Below are 24,630 nucleotides of genomic sequence, written 5' to 3'. Positions count from 1 at the left end.
GATATAAGTATGAAACGATTTATATACGCATGGGCAAGCTTAATACTACTATTGGTTGCCTGTAACGACAAGTTTTTAGAACGCTTACCATTGGCCAATATCAGCGACGCAGACTATTGGAAATCCCCCAATGATCTAAAGCTATATGTGAACAATTTTTATAATCAGGATGCCCTGTTGCCCTCACGCAGAGCCTGGGGAGCCGGCCCTTATACTATTGATGCCGGCGATGGTAGCGAAACCAATATCGGGATCAATTACAATAGACGCATGAATGGTGAGGCTACTGTTCCTTCTTCCGGTGGCGGCTGGTCTGCGGATGATTGGGCTGTACTGCGTAATATCAATTACTTTATGGATCATTATAAGAAGGTGAATGCTCCCTGGGATAAAGTGAAGGAGTACGTAGGCGAAGCATTATTCTTCCGTGCGCTCTTCTACTTTGACAAGCTGAAGAAATTTGGAGATCTGCCCCGGTCGTCCACCACATTGTCTCCGGCATCAGATCAGCTTTATGCGGGACGACTACCCCGCAACCAGGTGGTGGACTCTATCTTATTAGATCTGGACAATGCCATCAATTATCTTCCTGTCAGAGGAGGTGGTTCCTGGACGGGGCATGTCACCAAAGAAGTGGCATTAGCTTTACAAGCCAGAATCGCACTGTATGAAGGTACCTGGGAAAAATATCATGGTCAGAAAGGAACGCCCTTCAAAGTAGCTGGTTCCAATGGCACCAAATTTATTCAGAAAGCAGCGGCTGCTGCCGGAGAACTGATCCGTATGTCTGAAACTAATGGCTTCCCGGCGCTGGACAATATCGGGGTACAAGATGGTTATTGGATGTTATTTAACAGGAAAGATTACGCTGCCAGCAAGGAAGTACTCTTGTGGCACAAATATTCGGTAGCTGACCAGGTGACTCACACCTGGACACGTTATTCTGTAAACGGCGCAGGCATGGGGCTTTCTAAAAGCATGGTGGACTCTTACCTTTGCCTGGATGGTCTTCCTATTGCAAGCAGCCCGTTATATGCCGGGGACCGCACTTTAAAAGATGTTGTAACCAATCGTGATCCCCGGTTGAACCAAACGATTTGGGTGGATGATGGTAAACATGTGAAATGGTATGAAACCAAACTCTTTTTTACAACGCCCACCTTCGAGATCAATGGTGCTAATAATACTTCCACCGGCTATCAGGTGTATAAAGGGCATACCGGAGACTATACAGAATTCAATGCATCTCAAAGTACACAGGGATATATATACATACGCTATGCGGAAATTTTGTTAGCATATGCAGAAGCCCAGGCTGAACTGGGAACCATCTCCCAATCCGATATAGACAAAACGGTTAATGCTTTACGCAAACGGGTAGGTATGTCTAACGGCTTGTTACAATTAGCTAATATTCCATCAGATCCCAACCGGGAGTTTCCTACGCTATCGCCTATCCTGAATGAAATTCGCAGGGAGCGCAAAATTGAACTGGCGGCAGAGTGGTTCAGGATAGATGACATTTTCCGTTGGGCGGCAGCAGATGAGCTGCTTGTTGGCAAGCGCCCTTTAGGAGCATACCGGAAACAATGGGAAAACTATCCCGGTGCCACAGCCGATTTTCTCAGGGCGCTGGCTACTGTCCCCGTTAATGCACAAGGATATATTGACCCTTACAAGACCTATGGGGCCATGGATCAGGGGTATAGATTCAATCTGAAACGGGATTATCTGTTGCCTATCCCGACAAATGAAACCACGTTAAACCCAAAATTGGGTCAAAATCCAGGATGGTAAGTGTCCTGAATGAATGTTGACATCAGGTTAGTACTTTGATTATAAACATTCCAAGCCCGGATGACAGGCCGAGCGGGGGCGGCTTTCAGGAGCCGCCCTCAAATCACCTTCAGCTGCTGCAATAAAGAGTTGTGGTAGTGAGCGTAAAGGGAAAAGGCATGTTAAATATGCCAGGAGGTAGTTACCTACCGCCACCGGTTCGACAGTAACACACACTGAAGACCACCTGACATGGACTGGCGATGCCGTCAGGGCTGTCTATTTTAAGAAGGGACTACTTTGTAAAAAATAGTCCCTTCTTCCTATCTATCATAAATTTATCCTGTAATTTTATTATCTCGCTTCATAACGGGCACCGGAAGAATCCAGTATATTTATTGCTTAAAATTTCCCCAATAAATATTAATCTATGTTCCGTTGGCTTGCTTTTCTTTTTTGTTGTGTGCCTGTTTGTCTCTTTGCACAATCCAATCTCACAGTAGATGTGGGAGATACAGAAGTAACCTTTCACAGTACGAGCGCATTCGGGCTCCGCGGAAGCCGGAGCCAAACCCTAAAGCCTAAAGATATTGCTTCCTTCAGGTACCTGGGCGGGGCTTTTTCAAAAGATAAATTCCAGGTTTATTTTTACAAAAGCATCGTACAGGAAGCCAATCCTGCTTCTTTTTTCTGCCTCGGCAGCCGCGATAGCCTGTATCCCGAATTCAATCTTTTCCCAAAACTAAAATCAGTGATAGGAGCCGATGAAAAGAACATTTACTTTATGCCCGATTTCGGCCCTGTAGGCGACTATGTTGATCATGTAACCGTAATGGATCGGAAGACGTTTGGAATAGTAACCGTATTGGATTCTATGAGCGGAAGCTACCTGGTGAGAGATGGGAAAAATTTATCTGTTGTAATGAGAGATATGTACGACAGAACCAATATCGTTCCTACCGACCTGGAGGAAAAGAATATTACGTTGATCGGTGGAGGATATTTCCTGAACGGGCAGATACTCTATTATCAGATCTTTCCGATCTATAAAGTAAAGCCCGGGAGTATGAAGGTATACGCAGGCTCAAAGTATATCACCGACGGGAAAAAGGTTTACTACTATCAATACAACCTCGATCCACTGGTGGCAGACCATCCTTCTTTTAAAGTACATCCCGTATATAAAGCATTTGCCAAGGATAAGAAGGATTACTATTTTAAAGGAGAAAAAATATCCTCCTCCTTTTATGCGTTTGAAGTAGCAAAGAAAGTATTCAGCACGGCTGATATTGAGCCGGCGGATCACCGGCGTTACCTGGATATGTGTGCAGAAACTAATTAACGGCTTATAACATATTTATGAACAGGATCATCGTAACCATACTGCTAACCTTCCTGGGGGCAACCGCCTTTGCCCAGGATAGCACTACTGCTGTATTACAGAAGTTAACAGACAGTAAGCAATTTGACGCAGTTATCGGGCAATACGCTCCGGCGCCGGAACGGCTGTCTGCGGCAGCATTGTACTACGTGGGTTATGCGTATTTTATGAAACAGGAAGATGATAGCTGCCTGAAGTTTATGGATCTTTCTATTGCTAAGGATGCCAATGATCACAGGCCGCATTTTATAAAAGGATCTACGCTGAACTACATGCAGCAGTTTGACCAGGCAATTAAATGCTTTAAGGCTGCTATTGCCCTGAAACCTGATACAGCGGAGTATTACAGCGGCCTGGGTGATGCTTATTATAACCTTCATCTTTATGAATCGGCGCTTGAAAACTATAAAACGGCAAGAGAAAAGAACAGTCCCGGTGAGCGACCGTTCCTGATGGTTCCCCAGGTATACTTTAGTCTGCGCCAGGAAGCAAAAGCGCTGGAGGCGCTCCATTACAATACAACAAAGCTTCCCCGCGGCAGTGAAGGATATACTAAGTCGTGGTTTAACATCGGCCAGATTGAATCTTTAAGCGGCAACTATGATAAAGCAGAAACAGCTTTTCTCGCGGTGATCCAGTCCGATTCATCAGATTATCACGCCTATGCAAAGCTGATCCAGGTGTATTATCATAATAAAACCTATGAAAAGGCAAAGGTGTACAGGGCCGGTTTATATGATGCGCACAAACAAGGACGGCTAAAAGAAAACATGGAAGATATGTTCTGCTTTGACCAGTTTAAGTGGAAAGACAAATCCATCCAGGCTTTTGAACGATATGAAGAAGGTTCCAAAAGGATTTATAACAAACAGATATTTTATGTTCTTGATTCCATAGGAAATGTGGATTTCACTATACAAACGGAATATTCGCCCATTTCCGTGGAAATGGGCGGCCCGAAGTATATTCTTTGCGGGTCGAAGGGTGGAACACATTTTAATTATGGTATCGGGTTTAATGATGACGTAAAGTATGATGATCTGAAAAATACGGTTATTAATATCCTGGAGAAGAGATACAAAACAGCTGCGGATAATAAATAGACATTTTTATATACCGGCCCTGTTTTCTTCTTCATTTTTTGCGCGCTGCTTGCTGCTGTGGGTAGATTTTCCAAAGCTGTAGTTTAGCGTTAAAGCGGCTCTCCGGGCGCCAACCCAGTGTGTGAAAGCATTATCAATAATTTTTTTCTCCCGGAAAATATATCTTACGCGATAGGTATCAAACATATCATAAAAATTGATCCCGGTGTTTAATTTTCCCTTCAACCAGCTTTTCCGGATGCCTGCATCCACGCTGGCTAAAGACCTGGACACATACAACCCCGTACCACTCAGCGAGCGGTAGTAATACGAGATATCGACGGTGATCTGCTGGGGCAAAGTAAATACCTGGCTGCCGGTTAAATTGTAGTCGAATATAGGTATCGCATAGGTGACGCCATGATAGGGTGTTTGTTCTTTTTTATACCCGCCCCTGATATTATGACTCATCCGCCACCACTTGTTAACCGTCAGCGGAAAACTTATTTCAATGCCGGCAAAGTCGTTATAGGGAAGGTTTTTGCCCAGGTATTGCAGCACGTTGGTAACACTGTCGTATTCCGGGTAACGGGTCATCGGGTCCGACTCTCTTCCAACCTGCAGGGATACCTGCAGCGCTTTCCTGGTATAGGCGATGTTTAACATTTGTGTAGTGGATGGCTGCAGGTACGGGTTGCCTACAAAATAATTAAGCGGACTGTTATAAAACCGGAATGGATTTAGCTGTGCAAAGTTAGGCCTTGTCACGCGCCGGCTGTAGGAAATATGAAGCTGCTGCGAAGCCTTCATGGGAATGGTGACGCTCAATCCCGGCAGCCATGTGAGGTAGTCTCTCGTGGTAACTGTATGTTCAGTGATGGCATTGGCGGTGCTGTGCGTATGTTCCGCACGCAGGCTTACCGCATAACTCAACTGACGGTAGGTATTTTCATAAGAGGCATACGCTGCTGAAATATATTCATCGTATTTAAAGTTGTTGGAGCGACTGGCATCTGGTGCAAATATGCCGGAGGTATGGAGCGTATCATAGTATAGGTTGTTTTTTGTAGTGGTAAACGCAAACTTGCCACCGGCGGCCCATTTGCCCTTGCCTGTATTCCCCGAAAGGTCTGCCTGTACCGATCGTATCAGGATGTTGTTATACAGGTTGGTTTTCCAGTAATCGAGCAGATGATCTGTGATCGTGTTTTTGGTTTGAATGTCTTCCTTTTGCTGGTTGCAGATCATAAGGAATGTGCTGAGAACCTCCAGCGTAGTTTTCCTGAATTGGCCGCTGTAGTTCAGGCTGGCGGCATAGTTATCCTGTAGCGGAGTGGAATAGGTAAAAGTATTTGTATGGGAAACCAGGTGTTGCGCTGTGGAGTCGGTGGTGTGAAGGGTATTAAAGGCATCGATTTGCCGGTTTTGCTGGTAAGCTCTTCCCACAATATTTACCTGGTGATCTTTTGAGAGATAATAATCTATGCCCAGTTGATAACTAAGGTTGTTGTTCCGGGTAATTGTTTGGGTATTAGTGGCCATTATATTGGTATTGGCCAGATGCTGCAGTCCTTTATACCGGTAAATTCTTTCACCGGTCACATAACCCAGGCGGGCACTGTATACCAGCTTTCCCGTTTTATAAGTCAGCGAGAAATTATTATCGGCCAGGGTGTAGGCATTTTGTTGCAGTACTATATTGGCATTGCCTTTCCAGCCGAGTGTAAGGTCCTGTTTCAGTTTTATGTCGATGATCCCTTTGTATTCACCATCGTACCGGGACGAGGGATTATTGATCACCTCAATGGATGCAATCATACCGGGCGAAAGACTTCCCAGGTATTGTTGCAGTTCTTCCGGGCTCATCTGGACAGGCTTGCCGTTGATGAATATAACCGGGGTTATCCTGCCGGACATCTGGATAGTGCCATCGCTGTTCACTTCCAGCCCGGGTACTTTTTTCAGGATATCAAAAGTATTGGCGGCGGTATGGAAAAGCGGGTTCCCGGAAACAGACACCGCGAGTTTATCGCCTATACGCTGAAAGGTAGGTTTTTGTCCGGCCACTACTACTTCGCTCAACAACGTGAGATCCGCGGACATGGGGATATTTCCCAGGCTAATAATATCTTCTGCCGGTATCACATCTTTATAAATTTTTTTATAACCGTAAGAAGATAACAGCAGGATATATTTCCCCGTCGGGATATTCTGAAACATAAAGACACCTGCCGAATCGGTGACCTGTCCTTTAACCAGCCCGGAATCTTTTGCAGATAAAATACTAACGGAAGCGAACCCTATGCCTTGCCCGGTTTTTTCATCTGTTACCTTTCCGCTGATGATCATCTGGCCGTGAATAGAGGAATATAGGATTAGCAGGATGCAGAGTATCCCTGAAAACTTTATCATCAATAATGGTTTTCCGCAAACCTAGAATTCGTTTAGCCAGCAGGAGTTTCATTTGCTGAATTCAGGCGTACGGATTTATAAAACCGTACTGTACGGAATTTTAACTGGTTGGGTATCAGGATTTTGATCAGGAGATATTTTCTTTGTACAGGGCAGGAGTGGTGTCTTTTATTTTCCGGAAAGCGGCATAAAAAGTAGATTTCGAGTTATAGCCAACCTCATATCCGATGGCTTCAAACGTAAGGTGGTCGTTAGTTGTGATCAGCCGGCAGGCTTCATTGATCCGGTATTCATTAATGTAAGTGGAAAACCCTTTTCCGAGGTTATCATTCAGTAACTGGGATAACTGGTGTACAGAGATGTTAATAATCTTAGCCAGGTCGTTGAGTTTAAGGTTGGGATCTTTATAAAGTTCTTTTTCGCGGATGGCTGTTTCCAGTTTTTCTATCCACACCTGCGCATCGGGTGCTGCTATTTTTTTCTTTTCAGATTTTACTGGCAGTCCGTTTTCATACCGTGCTCCCTGTAAATTATAAAAAATGCTGAGGTATAGCAGGAACGAAAAGAGTACCGGGCCAATAATATATATCCCGCAAATAATATTCGCTAACGACAACAGGTAGGCCAGGAAAACAAGACAGTTGCCGGTGTACAGCAACAGGCGGAATTTATCTGTACTATTTAACGCAGAACGGTTCACAAGAAAAGTTTTCAACACCGTTTTCAATACAAACCCGGTAGCAATAAGGTAAATCATCCACTCCAGGTAAATGATATAAACGATTACATTATTCCAGATAGCCGGATAAGCGGGATAAGGAAGAATACTGCCTGTTAGTATAATAATCCCCAGCAATATTCCCCATACCCACTTCCAGGAGGTGGGTATCTTAGTGACATTTTCCTGCACCGATCTGAAAAAATAATAGAGGGCCGGGCCTATGAGAAAGCAGGCAGACAAGCCTATCTGCAGGTATATCCTGGGTATGGAAGGATTGAAATAGAGGAAAACGGATTTGGATACCCGGATGCTGAGGGCCAACAGCAGCGTAATCAGGAAGATAGTGGGAACAGATCTTTTCTTCTTCCCTAATAATAAATAAACACTAAGAACAATACCGTTAAACGCACCTAAAGCGCTCACAAAAAATAATATTTGCTGGCCAATATTCATGGATGAAGCAGGATGAGTTTTACTAATGAAATATAGGTGAAATTTTAGTAAAAGTCATCAGTACTATTGGCCGGCATCTATTAACATGCTGCTGCAAAGCGGTAAACTTTGCAACAGCATGCCGATAAAATTATTTATAAAGAATACCGTATTGTTACGCCATAGGTGCGCGGATCACCCAGTACACCGGCATAGTGACCTGCATTCCCGGCTCCGGGTAACAGTTGTTCAAAATAATCTTTATCGAGCAGGTTGCGGCCCCAAACAAAGAGCGACAAGCCGTTTGGCGCCCGGAATCCCACCCTGCCATTGAGCAGTACATATGAATCCACTACCAGGTATTTGGAAGGAGTAGGATTAGAAGAGAAGGAAGAACGGTAGTAACTATCCAGCGCCAGGAAGAAGTTGCCATCGTGGCCCAGCAGCTTTCCGGCAGCGGTTACCTCTCCGCCTAAAGATGCGGCCCATTTAGAGATACCGGGTAATTCGCCACCGGAAATATCCTTGAACGTAGGGCCACCGGTTTCTTCAAGTGGCGGTGGTGCGTTTTTGAATGTCACGTATTTACCATCAGTGTAAGCCAACGCTCCATAGAAAGAGAGGAAGTCTTTGATTTTTATATTGGCATCCAGCTCAGCGCCACGTACGCGAACTTTTTCTGCATTGGCGAGGTAGCCACGGTTTACAGAAAGATCTGCCGCCTGTACCTGGGTCTGGTAGTCGGAAATATCGGTATTATAAACCGTGAGGTTTACGGTTGAATTGGGGCTGGGCGAGGTTTTGATACCCACTTCATAATGACGTACTTCTTCCGGTTTGATCACGGCCAGTTCCAGCATTGTTTTGCCGGAAGCGGTGGGCAATCCGCCGAGGTTAAGGCCAATAGGTTTGAAGCCCGTAGAGAAGGTAGCAAAAGTATTGATCCGGCTGTTCACTTTAAATGCCAGTGTTAACTGACCGGATAAGTTGGTATCGTCGATATCTGTTTTAAATGCCTGCGAGGTGTAAACCAGATTTTTAAGCGCAATCAGTTGCGGGTCTTCTGTTTGTAAACCGCCATAGGTATCGCGGCGGAAGTCCACTTTTTTATCATCATAGTTGAAACGTAGACCGGGCAACAGGTTCAGACGATTGGAAATTTTCCAGTCGAGCTGACCAAAGAAAGCGCCGCTAAAAGTTTTAAGCCGGGGATAGGATTTGATACCATATCCGTCAAAAAGTCCCGGGGTTTTCCACAGGTCGCTGGTAGTGCTTTGAGAGAAGCGCCACTGATCGCGGCCGGATTCTTCAGTGTGGGCGCCATCCGGATCCAGCTGCTGGCCGAAGGCAAACACGCCAAACACTGCGCTGAGGCGGGGATGCAGTGATCCTGCCCAACGTACTTCCTGCGACCATTGTTTATGTTTCGATGGCGCCTGCGACAGTGCCAAAGCCTGTAGTCCTGTAAAGTCCCGGTCGTTGGAAGGATCCCAGTTCCAGTACCGGTAAGCGGTAGTGGACGTCAGTTTTCCGGGTCCCAGCTGGATATCAACATTGAGCGACACGCCGCCGAAGTCCTGGTAGGATTGCCATGGGGTATCGTGGTCAATTACCCGGTCGAATGGGTTAAGCGTTGGCAGTTTATAATTGAGGTCTGTGATGATGCTGTTGAATTGCCGGTAGCCTGCACGCAGGGTAGGAGCGGTGCCTGCATATACCTGTGCATATCCGTCGGGGCGCTGCCGGGTGGCATCTGCCGCCAGGATGATGTCTACTTTCTCTGAAGGCTTGAATAATATTTGTGCGCGGGCGCCGAGATTATTAAGGTCATTCGTTGGTTTGTTTTTGGCAACATTGTAAAGCAATCCGTCGCGTTGCGTACCTGAAAACGACAAGCGTGCGGCTACTTTTTTTCCTAAAGGCCCGGTGAGAGAACTCTTCGCCTGGATGTATCCGTAGTTGCCATAACTAAGCTCAAAGCTGGCGCCCGGCGTGAAGCTCGGTTTACGTGTGGTTACGTTAAATGCGCCGGCGGTGGTATTTTTTCCAAACAGTGTTCCTTGTGGGCCGCGCAATACTTCAATTTGTTCTACATCGAGGAAGTCGATGGTAGTAGCGGCAGTGCGGGCATAATACACGCCATCTACATAAAATCCTACACCCGGATCAATGCCGTCGTTGGTAAGACCGAAGGTAGTGCCAAGTCCGCGGATGCTCAGCCCCGTGTTACGCGGGTTAGAGGAATATAGTTGTACGGAGGGAACCAGTTCTTTTAAGCGGTTTACATTGAATGCGCCGGCATCTTCCGCCAGGGCGCCACTGATCACAGATATGGGAATGGGCACATTTTGCAGTGTTTCCTTCCGTCGTCTGGCTGTGATCACCACTTCCGACAGCAAATCATTTTTCGTAAGCGCTACCTGCAGGGAACCGGATGGTTGTTTGGGAACATGTAGTTCCTTTGGTTTATGACCAATGAAGCTAACCAATAGGGTGAACGGGGGATCTTTTTGTGTTTCAAGAGAGAAGCGGCCAACAGAATCCGCAAGTGCATGCACGTTGGTGCCTTTTACTAATATGGTGGCTCCCGGTAAAGGTGTGCCCTCTCCGTTTTTTATCACGCCCTGTAGGGTGGTTTGTGCGGCTGCTATGTTAGCTGCTAATAAGATAGGCAGGAATAATGGTAGTAGTTTTATCATTGTGGTTGAATTAATTGTTTTCTAATATGCGCGAGCTTTTGACAGCAGAAGAAATAGGGATGCACTGTTATCAGCTCATAGAAATAGCCCGGTAAAAAGCCTATAGGTCTTATGCCATGTACGTACAGAATGAAATTGGTTGAGGGGCGTTATTCCCGGATTAAAAATACAAAATATAATTACATATCCTATAGAATTAGTAGAGTAATTAATATTTAGTATTTGTATATAGATGATATATAGTTTATTAATAAGATTTTTGGCTTAAAATAAATGTTAGCTTGATAAAAAAGATTGATTGGTTGAGAAAATAATGTGCGAGGGGATTTCATTTAGAGGGGGGCAGGGGAGTTTTATTGGGCTATGACACGCACAACATTGCCCTCAAAAAATATAACGGTATCCGCAAGGTTACAAATTAGAATACGCCGGTAGAAACTGCAGTGTACCTTTTCTTTCGCCAATGTGTATATGTACTGGGTTTAAAAACTAATACACAGCATATGACCAAAGTGAGAACAACTGCGATAACAAGTAATATATTGATCAAACAAGCTGTTGATCTGTTGGAAGCTGCCAGACATCAGGCGGTGAGGAACACCAATAGTCTGATGGTATTCACCTACTTTCATCTAGGTAGGCTGATCGTTGAACATGAACAGGGCGGAAATACTAAAGCAGTATATGGTCAGGAAACAATCAAGCAGCTTAGTAAAGAGCTTTGCAAAAAATTCGGTAATGGCTTCTCTCAAAGGAATCTGGAGCAAATAAGAACTTTCTTCCTGATCTATAGAAACCGGCAAAAGAAGTTACCAATTCCGCAGACACCGTCTGCGAAATCTTCGCTGAAATCAGAAACGGCGTTTCTGGCTTCTTTCGCAGAAGTATTCCCCTTGTCCTGGTCCCATTATGTAGCGCTTTGCAGAATAAAAGATACAGCTGAGCGTTCTTTCTACGAAATCGAAGTCACACAGGGTAACTGGAGTGTCCGCGAGTTGCAACGGCAAATCAATAGCGGGCTTTTTGAACGGCTGACATTGAGCAAGGACAAAAAAAGTGTAAAGGAGTTCGCCAGGAAAGGGCAGCTTGTTGAAAAACCTGAGGATGTACTGAAAACTCCTTACATATTGGAATTTTTAGGGCTGGAAGAGAAGAACAGTTATACAGAATCGGATCTGGAAAAAGCCATCATAAATAAAATTGAGCATTTTTTGCTGGAGATGGGAAAAGGTTTTCTTTTCCAGGGGCGGCAGGTTCGGTTTTCATTGGATGGAGAAGATTTTTTTGTAGACCTGGTTTTGTACAATCGCCTGTTACAATGCTTTGTATTAGTAGATCTGAAAATAGGAAAACTAAAACATCAGGATATAGGTCAGATGCAGATGTATGTCAATTACTACGATCGATATATAAGAACTAAATCCGAGAAGGCGACAGTAGGTATCATCATTTGTAAAGACAAGAGTGATGCAGTAATAGAAATCACCTTACCGGAAAACAATAGGACCATTTTTGCCAAAGAATATAGACTATATCTACCCACCAAGGCTGAACTGAAAAGAATTGTTGAATAAAAAACTCTTTCAAACAAAGTCGTAGTAAGTTATACTGGGAGATAACTAATTCGGATACACTATCCGGAAACTGCAGTTTATAAGGTAATTAAAATAACCCGGCCCCGGAAGACCGGGTTATTTTAATCACTTAATCAACCCAGCTGCCACATGCTGAGGATCTGCCAGGTTGTGATTAAACCAGTGCGGATATAACGGCCCCGGAGCCGTGAGGCTGTCCAGCAATTCCACTTCCGCACTGGAAAGCTCAATGGCGGCTGCTTTCAGGTTGTCTTCCAGCTGCGGCACTTTGGATGCGCCAATTATTACGCTGGATACCACTGGTTTGGTCAGCAACCATGCCAGTGATATTTGTGCCGCCGTGGCGTTATGTGCGGCAGCTATTTCTTTCATCCGGTCTACCAGTACAAAGCCCTTTTCTTTGTCGAACGGAATAATATCAAAACCGGAAAGACGGTTCCCTTCTTCTTTCAGATTTTCACGGGTGTATTTGCCGCTCAGGAATCCACCCGCCAATGGACCCCAAACCGTCATACCTATTCCGGCCTGTTGCATAAACGGCACCACATCGTATTCTACGTCACGGCCAACAAGGGTGTAGTTCATCTGGCCATTGCAGAAGGTAGTCCAGCCATTATCGCGCTGCATCTGCCAGGCAAGCGCCGATTTCCATACAGACCAGTTGGAGAAACCGATGTACCGCACTTTACCGCTTTTAACCAACCCGTCCAGTGTGGCAAGGGTTTCTTCCAGCGGGGTTACGGGGTCTTCCCGGTGAACAATATACAAATCGATGTAGTCGGTGCCCAGGCGCTTCAGGCTCTGATCGCAAGAGTAAAGGATATGCCTGCGGGAAAGCCCCGACTGCGTTATTGGCGCACCATTGCGGAACCCCACCTTCGTGGCAATCACTACTTCATGCCGGCGGTTGGCCAGCAACCGGCCAAGCATTACTTCCGACTGACCACCGGCATATCCATCGGCAGTATCAAAAAAGTTAATGCCTGCCGCCAGCGATGTGTCAATCATTTTACGGGCTTCCTCATCAGATACCTTATATATAGTAGGCATAGATGGATCACTGCCAAAGGTCATGGCGCCAAAGGATAATCTGGAAACAATCAATCCGGTATTTCCCAGGGTGGTGTATTTCATAAGAAACTAAATTGTTGGGTTCAAAATATGGTTAAGCCATCAAAAAGAATCACAAATATCGCCGGAAATTTTATTCTCAGATACTACTATTGTTAATACTTATTTATCAATAGTAGTATTTTTCTGACCCTGTAAACTACCATTTTTTTAAATATTTTTTACGTAAATAATTGATTTTAAGTTTGTTATCGCCGGTTAACATTTGTGTTATAATCGTTATCAAAGCTGATATGGATTCTTATGAAAGAACAATAGCTTCATCATGAATTCCAGACGTTATGATTTGTAAAATTGGCCTATACCACTTTTATGATGCATTGTATGAATGCCATAAAACGAACGATTTCCATCTTACAAATTCCACTTTTTATATCAACCAGATACCGTCAGTATGTTTAAAACAAACGTTATGAAACACTTATTACCTCACCTCCAAATCATTCATCAATGAAAAAAACTCTAACAAGGTTAAAACCCGTATGCTGTTTTTTCCTCTGCTATTCATTGTTAATGATCAGCTGCTCCCTGACTGCATACAGTCAATCCCGTGCTGTAAAGGGAGTGATTACAGGTGAATCGCAGCCCTTGCCCGGTGCAACCGTGCTTGTAAAAGGAACCAAAACAATGGCGCTCAGCAATCTTAATGGAGAATTCACCATTACCGCCGCGAAAGGAGATGTGCTGGTCGTTACCTACCTCAGTTATCAAACCCGGGAAGTCCGTGTAGGAGAGGAAGATGTTATCCGCATATCCCTTACTTCTGCTACCAGTAAGCTCGATGAACTGGTGGTAGTGGCCTATGGTAAGGCCAAAAGAGCTAATCTCACCAGCGCGCAAACTACGGTTACCTCCAAAGAAATGGACCGTACCGTGAATACCACGTTGGAACAGGCCATACAAGGACGTTCTGCAGGTGTATATGTTACACAAAATTCCGGTCAGCCCGGCGGTGGCATCTCCGTTAATATCCGTGGCGTGAACTCTATTAATGGTACCAATGAACCGTTGTACGTAATAGATGGTGTGCAGATGCCCGGCGCTGCCATTTCCTTTGGGTCAACCAGTTCGTCCAATCCACTGGCCGGCCTTAACCCTGCAGATATTGAAAATATTGAAGTGTTGCAGGGGCCTTCTGCCACCGCGTTGTATGGCTCCAGGGCCACCAATGGGGTGCTGATTGTTACCACCAAAAGAGGTAAAGCCGGCGATACTAAAATGGATTATGCCTTCCAATATAATATACAAACGCCGCCACCACATGTAGCCGTAATGGACCTGCGCCAGTATGCACAAATGGTAAATGAATACCACGCGCTGGCAGGTGGCAATACCCAGGAAGAGTTTAAAGATCCCTCCCTGCTGGGCAAGGGTACCGACTGGCAAAAGGAACTTTTCAGAAACGCCCCCATGAGCAAGCACCAGCTGAGTTTGAGCGGAGGTACCGAAAAAACAACCTACTACCTTTCCGGCGAATACATGAAACAGGATGGTGTTGCCCTGGGCTCCGGCTTTAACAGGTATGGGTTCCGGTTAAACCTCGACAATAAACCCCGCAACTGGATCGCACTGAACGCTAATCTCAGCTTCAACCAAACAAAGGAAAATCTCACCACCAGCCAGGAGAATATCATTTCCACCGCGTTGATGCTCACACCACAAATTCCCGTGAAAAATATGGATGGTTCCTGGGGCGGCGGCGATGTTACTAATGGCGCCAATATCTATACCCCGGTAAATCCTATTGCCATTGCCAACCTGAATATCAACAGGGCAATAAGACGGCAGCTGATCGGTGGCATCGGCGCCAGTATAAATCCAATCAAAGATCTCTATATCAGAACTACGTTCAACACCAATTTTGGCTTTGCCAACACGGAAAATTATCTGCCCACCTATTCTATTGGCTGGGCGGTAAACGACCGGGCTAGTCTTACCAACGGAAGCAATGTAAGCACCTACTGGAACTGGAACCAGCTGATTGAATACTCCAAACAATTTGGAAAGCACAATGTCAATCTCATGGTGAGCCACGAGGCACAGGAATCCAACTGGAAAAATTTAACCGGCGGCAGGAAAGGGTTTCTTACCAATGATATCCTGGATCTGAATGCCGGTGATGCAGCTGATGCTACCAACTCCGGCGGTCAGGGCGACTGGGCAATGGAATCTTATCTCGGAAGAATAAATTATAATTACGACGACCGGTATATCCTGTCGGGATCCGTGAGGAGAGATGGTTCAGCAAATTTCGGAGATGAAAATATATGGGGCACCTTCTCTGCACTTTCGGCAGCATGGCGTGTTTCCAGGGAACGCTTCTTCCAGGTACCTTTTATCAGCGATCTTAAACTGAGATTTGAAACCGGTATCACCGGTAACTCTGGCTGGAGCGCCGGTATCTATGCGCCTATGCAGGCCGCTGCCACACCAACCGGTACGGGATTTTTAACATCCCGGTATGCTAATCCGGGGTTACAGTGGGAGTCTACCCAAACCAATAATATTGGTATTAACCTGGGCTTCCTGAATAATAAAATCAGCATCGAGGCCGATTACTACATAAAAAATACCGACAACCTCCTGATGGATATTCCATTGCCCTGGTACATGGGTACCAACGGAATTGGAGCCGTAGGAGCGCCTACAGTAAACATCGGCTCCCTGGAAAATAAGGGCTGGGCCGTAACTATCAACACTACCAATATCCGCACAAAAGATTTTAAATGGGAATCCAGTCTCAACCTCTCTGGATTCAAAACGAAGATCAAAAAGTTCAATACGGAAGCAGGAGTGCTGAACCGCACTTCGTGGTGGCTGGACAACTGGACCCAGCAATCTGTGGTAGGCCAGGCGCCCTGGCTGTTCCTGGGCTACATCCAGGAAGGTATTTTCCAATCGGTAGATGAAATCAATAAAAGCGCGGTACCGGTAGATAACACCGGGCAGCGTCTTCCTACCAATGTGGACAATATTTGGGTGGGAGATGTAAAGTTCAAAGATGTGAGCGGTCCGCAGGGAAAGCCTGACGGTATTATTGATGTAAATGATCAAACTTATATAGGTAATCCTTATCCGAAAGTATTCGGTGGTTTTACCAATACGTTCTCTTACAAAGGATTTGACCTGAGCATTTTAATCACCGGTACTTACGGCAATGATGTATATAATTACCTGGCGCGGGTGAACTCCAATCCCAACCAGGTCAATCTTAGCCGCAACATGATGGTGGAGGCGATGGACTACGCTAAACCGGTAACGGATAAAGACGGCAATGTTACCTTATCCAATCCGGGAACAAATATCCCAAGGATATCCAATGGCCCGAATGGTAACTACGGCCGGATCACCGACCGGTACGTGGAAGATGGTTCTTTCCTGCGGCTGAAAAATGTTTCCCTCTCTTATAGTTTGCCTGCTTCCCTGCTGGCAAAACAAAAAATAGTCAGGGGTGCCAGGTTTACTTTTGGTGCGCAAAACCTGGCCACACTCACGGGCTACACCGGATACGATCCTGAAGTAGGTGGTTATGTAGGAAGGGATGCCAGCTCCGCAAATCAGGCTATAGGACTTGATTTTGGACGGTACCCGCTCACCCGCATCTACACTTTTGCCCTAAGCGTTAATTTCTAAAATTGCAGGTTATGAAAAAAAGTACACTCAATATATATCACGGAGCGCTGCTGTTATCTGTTTTTTTACTGGCAGCCTGCTCAAAAGAATTTTTAAGACGTCCTCCCAAAGATGCCATTGTGGATGCGGGATTTTATAAAACGGATGATCAGCTGATGGCAGCTACCGCTTTGCTATACAGTAAAGTATGGTCTGATTACAACGGCCGTTCCGCCATCAGCATCGGTGATTTCAGGGCAGGTACTGCTTATTCGGGATGGAATGATAAAGAGAATGTGGAATTTAATACCACCGCTAATACTACGGCCAACGGCGCATCCTGGCGATCTTTCTTTATTGTGATCGGCCAGTCGAATCTCACCATTTCCAATATCAACAAATATGCAGGTCCGGAAGTTTCTGCTGCTGCAAAAAGAATGGCTATTGCAGAAGCACGGTTTATGAGGGCGCTGGCTTACCGTTACCTGGTAATGAATTGGGGAGAAGTGCCTGTTATAGAAGATAACCTGAAGTTAATCTCTGATACTTCTCTCCGGAAAAACACGGTAGAAAGTGTGTGGAAATTTGTGATCAGCGAAATGCGCGCCCTCTCGGAAGATCTGCCGGAAGTGCCTGCCCGCGAAGGCCGCATCACCAAATGGACGGCGGAAGGCATGCTTGCACGGTTTTATCTCACCCGCGCAGGACTGGGTGCAAACGGCTCCGGCGCCCGCAACCAATCGGACCTGGACAGCGCCAAATACTTCTCCCAACGGGTAATCACCAAAAGCAAATATTCATTACTCAGAAGTTATTACGATCTCTTCCTCTTTCCTTATGATAACAATGCAGAGTCGATGTTCTCACTGCAATGGGTATACGCACCGGGCGACTGGGGCGCCTCTAATGCTGCGCCGTCTGACCTGAACTACGACAGCAAAATGTGTAACGGCGATGGCTGGGGAGGCGATAAAAGCGCCACCTGGTGGATGATCAGCAAGTACGAAGGGTTCGTGAATTCCGGTGATACGCTGATCAGCGGCAGAACACTGGACCAGCGACTGAAAGCCACCTTTTTTATGCCAGGCGCCTACTACCCGGAAATTACCCAGAAGCTGGCAGATGGTACCACTCCTAAATTAATTTACCCTTATAATACCGGCGATAATAATTTCCTCTGCATCAAGAAATATGTAACCGGCAGGGCCGCGGATGTTGGCGGACAGTCAGCGCAGCAAAATTATGGCAACGATACTTACATGATGCGCCTGTCTGAAATGTACCTGATCTACGCAGAAGCCGTACTGGGCAACAGCGCCAGCACTACAGACGCTACAGCCCTGGAATATTTTAATGCCGTGCATACCCGCGCCGGATTGCCCCGTTTTGAAGATCCGCTCACCGCTGATGTGATCTTTAATGAGCGCATTGTAGAATTTGCAATGGAAGGAATGGCGTGGTACGACCTCGTGTCTCTTCACTATTATAATAAAGCAAAAGCATACGCCATCTTAAACTCGCAGGACAGGGGCCTGTTTGCCACGGCACCTGATAAAATGCCAGATCCTACATCGTGGAAATGTGTGAAAACATCATGGGCCTCTTTCCGGAAAATTATCGCCAACGACGGTAACTTCCTGATTCCAATACCTGCAGCAGAATTAAGCCAGGCACCGAATCTGAAGAAGCCGGCGGTAGATTATTATAACAAGTAGGCCTATACGTTTTTTACAAAAAATAATATACTCATGCAAAAGATATATAGCTCCATCGTAGTTCTTATTATGTGTATAGGAATCTTTTCCTGTACCAAAGATAACCTTCCCAACAACGGCGAACCGCGTATCAGTTATGTGCGGCTAACAGATCCCGCTACCGCAGATTCCCTGCTGGTAGAAGCCGGGCAGGGCGTGCTAATTGCCATTGTGGGTGAGAACCTGGGAGATGCCAGGGAAATCTGGTTCAATGATCAGAAAGCAAGTCTTACACAACCCTACATTACTGCCACCGTTATACTCGTAAGTATACCTTCCCAGATCCCGGTAGAAGTAGATAATAAACTAAAGATCATCTTCGCCAGCGGAAAAAAACTCGAGTATAATTTCCCGGTAAAGATCAGCAAACCACTGGTTACCCGGATGGATTGTGAATATGTGGCCGCCGGAGATGTAGCAGTGATCACCGGTGATTTTTTCTATCCACCTGTAACGGTAGCATTCACTGGTGGCGCTACCGGCGAAATAGTAGAAACAACAGACAAGCAACTGAGAGTAAGAGTACCGGCCGGCGCACAACCGGGGCAAATCACTATTAAAACCAATTTCGGCGAAGCTATTTCCGATTTCTGGTTCCGCGACAACAGGAACATATTTATCAGCAGCGACCCCTTCACCGGTTGGTGGAATTACTCCTTTGTAGTTACCAATCCGGGCGCAGATGATCCCGCCGCTATCAATGGTAACTACATCCGCGTAAAACAACCCATCAGCAACTGGGGTTGGGTGGAACTGGCCGGCGGACCGGCAGATGCAATGGGTCCCATCAGTAAAAATATCCCGGATGAAGCCATCCTGAAACCGGAGAATTATAACCTGAAGTTTGAACTGAACACGAAGAAACCCTACAACAATAACGGGCTTAAATTCTGTATAGGCGTGAAGAATGATGGCCAGGGCGATTTCTCCTGGAAGCCTCCCTACGACACGAAAGGCGTTTGGCAAACGGTGGTTATCCCCTACGAAGAAGTGACCGCCGCCTACGCCAAACAAACGGTGCAACCCAACGGATACTACACCAGGATTGTATTCAACGGCGCGGGTGAACTCGATTGCGATATGTCGTTCGACAATTTCCGCGTAGTGCCAAAAGTGATTAAGAAATAAGTGTTCACAAGTATTCAACTCATTACAATGAAAACTATTTTGCATACGCCACTGCTTTGGCTGCTCCTGCTCACCGTGGGTTTGATGTCCTGCAGTAAAGACGACGATGACGCCGTTAAAACGGATAAGGTAACTTTGCTGAGCTTTGGCCCTTCGGGGTCAAAGCCCGGCGACAAGATCAGCTTTATCGGCACCAATCTTAATAAAGTAACCGCCATCGCGCTGAAAGGCGCTACCGTAGAAGCCGCGGCTTTCTCAGAACAAACAAGCGATCATATCGTGATCACGGTTCCGCAGGAAACGGAGAAAGGAGTGGTTACCCTGAAAGCACCCGAAGGCGATGTAGTATCCAAAACGGTATTAAACCTCAACGTGACGGTAACCATTACCACCGTTCCGGCTTCCGCCGCCAAAGGCGCAACCATCACCATTAAAGGCAATTTTGTAAACTGGGTAACCCGGGTCACCTTTGGTAACGACGATGCTGCCGTAACGGAATTTGTCAGTAAGTCGCTGACAGACCTGGTGCTGAAAGTACCGGCCACGGCCACTACCGGCACCCTGGTGTTCAGCACCGATGGTACTGCGCCAACCGATATTGAGTCGGAAAATCCGCTGGTAATTGAATAACCCGAAAATAGCATACATTTTAAACAGAGGAATCGTATTTTCATATCGCCCGCTGTCGCTACCGGCAGCGGGGATATACCATCATTTTTTCAATTACGTCCGCGTTATAAGATGAAACTTGCCAATATAAAATACCTGCTGTTGTTATGGATGTACTGCACATCTGTTGCTGCGCAGGATATGCCGTATGCTTTCTCTCACCTGGATGTAAATAACGGGCTGTCGCATAATGGAGTTACCAGTATCTTAAAAGATGCAAAAGGATTCCTGTGGATGGGTACCCTGAATGGGCTCAACCGGTTTGATGGTTCTAAATTTAAAGTATATAAACACCGGCTGAATGATGCCACTTCTCTCAGCGATAATTTTGTCACCCATATTTATGATGCCCCCGGAAACCGCCTCTGGATTACAACACAGCTGGGATTTTCTATCTATGATCCGGAAACAGACAGCTTCAATGATGATGTAGCCAAATTGCTGCACCCGCTGCAGGTGTATGGCTACCAGGTAGAAAAAGTACTGAAAGGCGCCAACGGCGAATTTTATTTTTTACATGCGGATCATGGCATTATCATTCTTAATGAACACACCAAACAAATAAAAGCTTATGGCGTTGTGGCGAACGACAGCACCACGCTTCATTCCACCGCTGTATGCGATATGGCACTGGACGAACGTGGCGATTTGTGGATTGCTTACCTCGATGGATGGGTGGAACAATTTGATACCCGCACCCGTAAAGTAGTGTACAGGGCCACGCCTTTGTATACAACCCTGGCTAAAAAGAAAGCCACCAGGTACCGGCTGTACGTCGACCGCCAGCAGGATATCTGGGTTTTTACCGGCAGCAGCGACGGACTTTACTATTACAGTCCCGCCGGCAACCTGCTGAAACACTTTTATAAAGATGCGCCGGAAAACAGGATCAGTGCAAATGTAGTAACTGCGGTGATGCAGGATAAACAAGGCAAAGTATGGATTGCCACCGATCCCGGCGGCATCAACCTGCTCGATAAATCCGGGTTTCATATGCAGAACCTGGTGATGGACGAACGTAATCAGAACAGTCTTTCCCAAAATAGTCTTACCACGTTGTACAGCGATGCAGCCGGTATGATCTGGGCGGGGACGTATAAAAAAGGCGTTAATTATTACTATCCGGATCTCTTCAAATTCCCCTTGTACAGCCATAATCCACTGAAACCAGAAGGACTCAACTACAGCGATATAAACGAATTCGCGGAAGATGCAAAAGGCAACCTGTGGCTGGCCAGTAACGGCGGCGGCCTTACCTATTTTAACCGGCAAACCGGCACCTATAAGGCGTATGTAAACGATAGATTCAACCCGCAAAGCATAAGCACCAACGTGCTGGTAAGTCTTTGTGTCGATCACAAACAGCATTTATGGATTGGAACCTACCTCGGTGGATTGGACTATTTCGACGGAAAAACGTTTACCCATTATCGTCATGATGAACAGGACCCCAATAGTTTGTCTAATAACAGTATCTATGAAATTATGGAAGACAGCGAACACCGCATCTGGGTGGGAACCCTGTCTGGTGGCTTGGATATTTTTGATCCGGGAACAAAAACATTTAAGCATTTAAGAAGAGAGGATTCCGTCAGCATCCGTTCAAACTACGTTTTCACCCTGCTGGAAGACCGGCGCAAAAATATCTGGATCGGCACATCGAACGGTATCGATGTGTTGGAGAAAAAGACCGGCAAGTTTGTGCATTATCAGCATGAAAATAATAATCCCAACAGCCTGGCGAATGATAATATCCTTTCAATGATTGAAGACAGCAGGGGATATATCTGTATTGGTACACGTGAAGGGCTGAATATTTTTAACCCCGATACCAAACGTTTTTTACAGTTCCGGGAAGAAGATGGATTGCCCGACAATAACATTCTTGGTATCCGGGAAGATAAAAATCATCACCTCTGGCTCAGTACGGCCAATGGCCTTTCTAATGCGGTAGTGTCAGTGAAGAATGATGTGTACAAGCTGAACTTTATTAATTATGATGTAAAAGACGGCTTACAGGGAAAGCAGTTTAATGAAGATGCTTCCCTGGTAACTGTCAGGGGAGAAATGGTGTTCGGTGGAGGCAGCGGCTTTAATCTTTTCGATCCGGCAAGTATCAAGATCAACAACATCTTACCGGAACTGGTATTTACAGATTTCCAGTTATTTAATCATACTGTAAAAGCCGGTGAAAAAATAAACGGCAGAGTGATTCTTCCTGCTTCTATTACTATCACCAAAGATATTGTACTGAATTATAATCAGAATTTTTTTTCGATAGAATTTGCCGCGCTGGATTACCTGAATCCGGATAAGGTAAAGTACCAGTACAGGATGGAGGGTCTCGATGAAAACTGGGTGGCCTCTGATAACAAGATCCGCAAAGCCACTTACACCAATGTGGATCCGGGCAACTATGTGTTTAAAGTGAGAACATCCATGGCACATGATACCTGGAATGAAAAGGTGCTGTCAATAAACATCCGTATTCTTCCGCCGTTCTGGAAAACACAGGTTGCCTACATCTCCTATGTGTTGCTGGCTTTAGCACTTTTATTTTACCTGAGATACCGGGGCATCAAAAAAATACGCACACAGTTTTTACAGGAGCAGGAAAAACAGGAAGCACAACGGAGCCGCGAACAGGAGCGGGAAGAAGCCCGGCGGCTGCATGAGCTGGACCGGCTGAAGATTAAATTCCTGACCAATGTAAGTCATGAGTTCAGAACACCGTTGTCGCTGATCATCGCGCCGCTCGATAAAATGCTGAAAGACCCGCAGCTGGCGGAACAGAACGCACAGGTAAATATGATCAAACGTAATGTAAGACGTTTGCTGAACCTGGTAAATCAACTGCTGGATTTCAGGAAGATGGAAGTGTATGAGCTGAAACTGGATGCCAGGCCGGGCGACATCATTCGTTTCATTAAAGAAGTATCCTTTTCTTTCATGGATATTGCAGAGCAGAAGAATATTAAGTTTGCATTTGATACCGATATTTCTTCCCTCGAAACCAGTTTTGATTTTGATAAGATAGAAAGGATTTTATTCAACCTGCTTTCCAACGCTTTTAAATTTACACCGGCAGGCGGCCATGTGGGCGTGTTCCTGAATTGTCTTCCGGGCGATGATAACAGTAATACCGTAACCCTTCGCATCAATGTAATGGATTCCGGCATTGGTATTCCCGCAGAAAAAGTAGATAGGATCTTTGACCGTTTTTATCAGCATGACATTCCTGCTTCTCTCATCAACCAGGGCAGCGGTATTGGTTTATCTATTACGCGGGAGTTTGTGAAATTGCATCAGGGCAGCATCCGCGTGGAATCTATTACCAATGGCGGCAGTTGCTTTATAGTAGAGTTGCCACTAAAAACAGAACTGACGGAACAAGAACCGGTGATCACCGAACATCAGCCATCTGCTGTTACGCAACGGGAAAAGAATAAGAAGCCCACCGTTTTGCTGGTAGAAGATAACGATGATTTCAGATTTTACCTGAAAGATAATCTGCAGGAGCATTTCTGTTTGCTGGAAGCCGCCAATGGCAAGGAAGGATGGCAGAAGGCGCTGGCGCTGCATCCCGACCTGATTGTGAGCGATGTGAGTATGCCTGAAATGAACGGGCTGGAGTTGTGCACAAAAATCAAACAGGATAAAAGAACCTCGCATATCCCGATTATCCTGCTCACCGCATTGGTAGGGGAAGAGTACCAGATGAAAGGACTGGAAACAGGCGCCAACGATTATCTTTGTAAGCCATTCAATTTTGAAATGCTGGTATCAAAGATCCGGAATCTCCTCACTTTACAAACCACCATCAAAAAGGTTTATACCAAACAGGTAGACGTGCAGGTGGCAGATATTTCCATCCAATCCGTAGATGAAAAATTTATTGCCGCTGCGCTGGCCTATGTGGAAGAAAATCTGCAGAATGCTAATTTGAGTGTAGCTGAATTAAGCAAGCATCTTTGTATCAGCAGGGTATCCCTTTATAAAAAGATGTTGTTGCTCACCGGTAAAACACCGGTTGATTTTATACGGTCTATCCGCCTCAGGAAAGCCGCACAGATGCTGGAGAAAAGCCAGCTTAGTATTGCGGAAATATCATACGAAGTGGGATTCAACACCCCGCATTATTTCACTAAATCTTTCAAAGCAGAATTTGGCGTATTGCCCTCTGCGTATATCAAGCAGTCGGGCAAGGACTCACCGAAGAAAGCAGTATAAATTTATCC

The 24,630-nt window shown here is 45.7% G+C and carries 13 protein-coding genes; 9 read left to right on the top strand and 4 right to left on the bottom strand.

Annotation, left to right across the window (positions count from 1 at the left end; genetic code table 11):
- The first annotated feature begins 9 nt into the window (after nucleotides 1-9).
- From B5Z18_RS18450 to B5Z18_RS18440, 3 genes are all read left to right on the top strand, one after another.
- Nucleotides 10-1,797, top strand: a complete 1,788-nt coding sequence (locus tag B5Z18_RS18450) for a RagB/SusD family nutrient uptake outer membrane protein (protein WP_079470943.1) — start codon at nucleotides 10-12, stop codon at nucleotides 1,795-1,797.
- A gap of 409 nt (nucleotides 1,798-2,206) precedes the next feature.
- A complete protein-coding gene (locus B5Z18_RS18445) occupies nucleotides 2,207-3,118 on the top strand; it encodes a DKNYY domain-containing protein (protein WP_079470942.1) in 912 nt (303 codons plus the stop codon).
- A gap of 17 nt (nucleotides 3,119-3,135) precedes the next feature.
- On the top strand, nucleotides 3,136-4,260 hold the full coding sequence (locus tag B5Z18_RS18440; protein WP_079470941.1) for a tetratricopeptide repeat protein: 1,125 nt from the start codon (nucleotides 3,136-3,138) through the stop codon (nucleotides 4,258-4,260).
- A 6-nt stretch (nucleotides 4,261-4,266) separates the two neighbouring features.
- On the opposite strand, the gene B5Z18_RS18435 is transcribed toward B5Z18_RS18440, so the two are convergent.
- The 3 genes from B5Z18_RS18435 to B5Z18_RS18425 all read right to left on the bottom strand — a co-directional run bounded on the left by B5Z18_RS18435 (nucleotide 4,267) and on the right by B5Z18_RS18425 (nucleotide 10,503).
- Complete coding sequence (locus B5Z18_RS18435; protein ID WP_079470940.1) at nucleotides 4,267-6,651, bottom strand: TonB-dependent receptor; 2,385 nt, start codon at nucleotides 6,649-6,651, stop codon at nucleotides 4,267-4,269.
- Between the two features lie 127 nt (nucleotides 6,652-6,778).
- On the bottom strand, nucleotides 6,779-7,795 hold the full coding sequence (locus B5Z18_RS18430) for a helix-turn-helix domain-containing protein (protein WP_159454351.1): 1,017 nt from the start codon (nucleotides 7,793-7,795) through the stop codon (nucleotides 6,779-6,781).
- Between the two features lie 164 nt (nucleotides 7,796-7,959).
- Complete coding sequence (locus tag B5Z18_RS18425) at nucleotides 7,960-10,503, bottom strand: TonB-dependent receptor (RefSeq protein WP_079470938.1); 2,544 nt, start codon at nucleotides 10,501-10,503, stop codon at nucleotides 7,960-7,962.
- Between the two features lie 503 nt (nucleotides 10,504-11,006).
- Here B5Z18_RS18425 and B5Z18_RS18420 point away from each other — a divergent pair.
- Nucleotides 11,007-12,077, top strand: coding sequence for a PDDEXK nuclease domain-containing protein (locus B5Z18_RS18420; RefSeq protein WP_079470937.1), 1,071 nt, complete (start codon nucleotides 11,007-11,009; stop codon nucleotides 12,075-12,077).
- Between the two features lie 126 nt (nucleotides 12,078-12,203).
- On the opposite strand, the gene B5Z18_RS18415 is transcribed toward B5Z18_RS18420, so the two are convergent.
- Nucleotides 12,204-13,232, bottom strand: a complete 1,029-nt coding sequence (locus tag B5Z18_RS18415) for an aldo/keto reductase (RefSeq protein ID WP_079470936.1) — start codon at nucleotides 13,230-13,232, stop codon at nucleotides 12,204-12,206.
- 447 nt (nucleotides 13,233-13,679) lie between these two features.
- Here B5Z18_RS18415 and B5Z18_RS18410 point away from each other — a divergent pair, with 447 nt between their 5' ends.
- The 5 genes from B5Z18_RS18410 (at nucleotide 13,680) to B5Z18_RS18390 (ending at nucleotide 24,622) form a co-directional block, all read left to right on the top strand.
- Nucleotides 13,680-16,862 carry a SusC/RagA family TonB-linked outer membrane protein gene (locus B5Z18_RS18410; protein WP_079470935.1) on the top strand — a complete coding sequence of 1,061 codons (3,183 nt, stop codon included), beginning with the start codon at nucleotides 13,680-13,682 and terminating at the stop codon, nucleotides 16,860-16,862.
- 11 nt (nucleotides 16,863-16,873) lie between these two features.
- Nucleotides 16,874-18,556, top strand: coding sequence for a RagB/SusD family nutrient uptake outer membrane protein (locus B5Z18_RS18405; RefSeq protein ID WP_079470934.1), 1,683 nt, complete (start codon nucleotides 16,874-16,876; stop codon nucleotides 18,554-18,556).
- Between the two features lie 33 nt (nucleotides 18,557-18,589).
- The gene (locus B5Z18_RS18400) at nucleotides 18,590-19,723 is read left to right on the top strand and encodes a glycan-binding surface protein (protein WP_143313634.1); all 1,134 of its coding nucleotides are present in this window, start codon (nucleotides 18,590-18,592) and stop codon (nucleotides 19,721-19,723) included.
- Nucleotides 19,724-19,750: 27 nt separating this feature from the next.
- Entirely contained in the window at nucleotides 19,751-20,353 is a 603-nt protein-coding gene (locus B5Z18_RS18395; RefSeq protein WP_079470932.1) for an IPT/TIG domain-containing protein, read from the top strand.
- 111 nt (nucleotides 20,354-20,464) lie between these two features.
- Nucleotides 20,465-24,622, top strand: a complete 4,158-nt coding sequence (locus B5Z18_RS18390) for a hybrid sensor histidine kinase/response regulator transcription factor (protein WP_079470931.1) — start codon at nucleotides 20,465-20,467, stop codon at nucleotides 24,620-24,622.
- The last annotated feature ends 8 nt before the right edge of the window (nucleotides 24,623-24,630 follow it).

It is taken from the genome of Chitinophaga ginsengisegetis, from assembly GCF_900168065.1.
Lineage (GTDB): Bacteria > Bacteroidota > Bacteroidia > Chitinophagales > Chitinophagaceae > Chitinophaga > Chitinophaga ginsengisegetis.
This window is presented reverse-complemented; position numbering and strand designations above follow the sequence as displayed.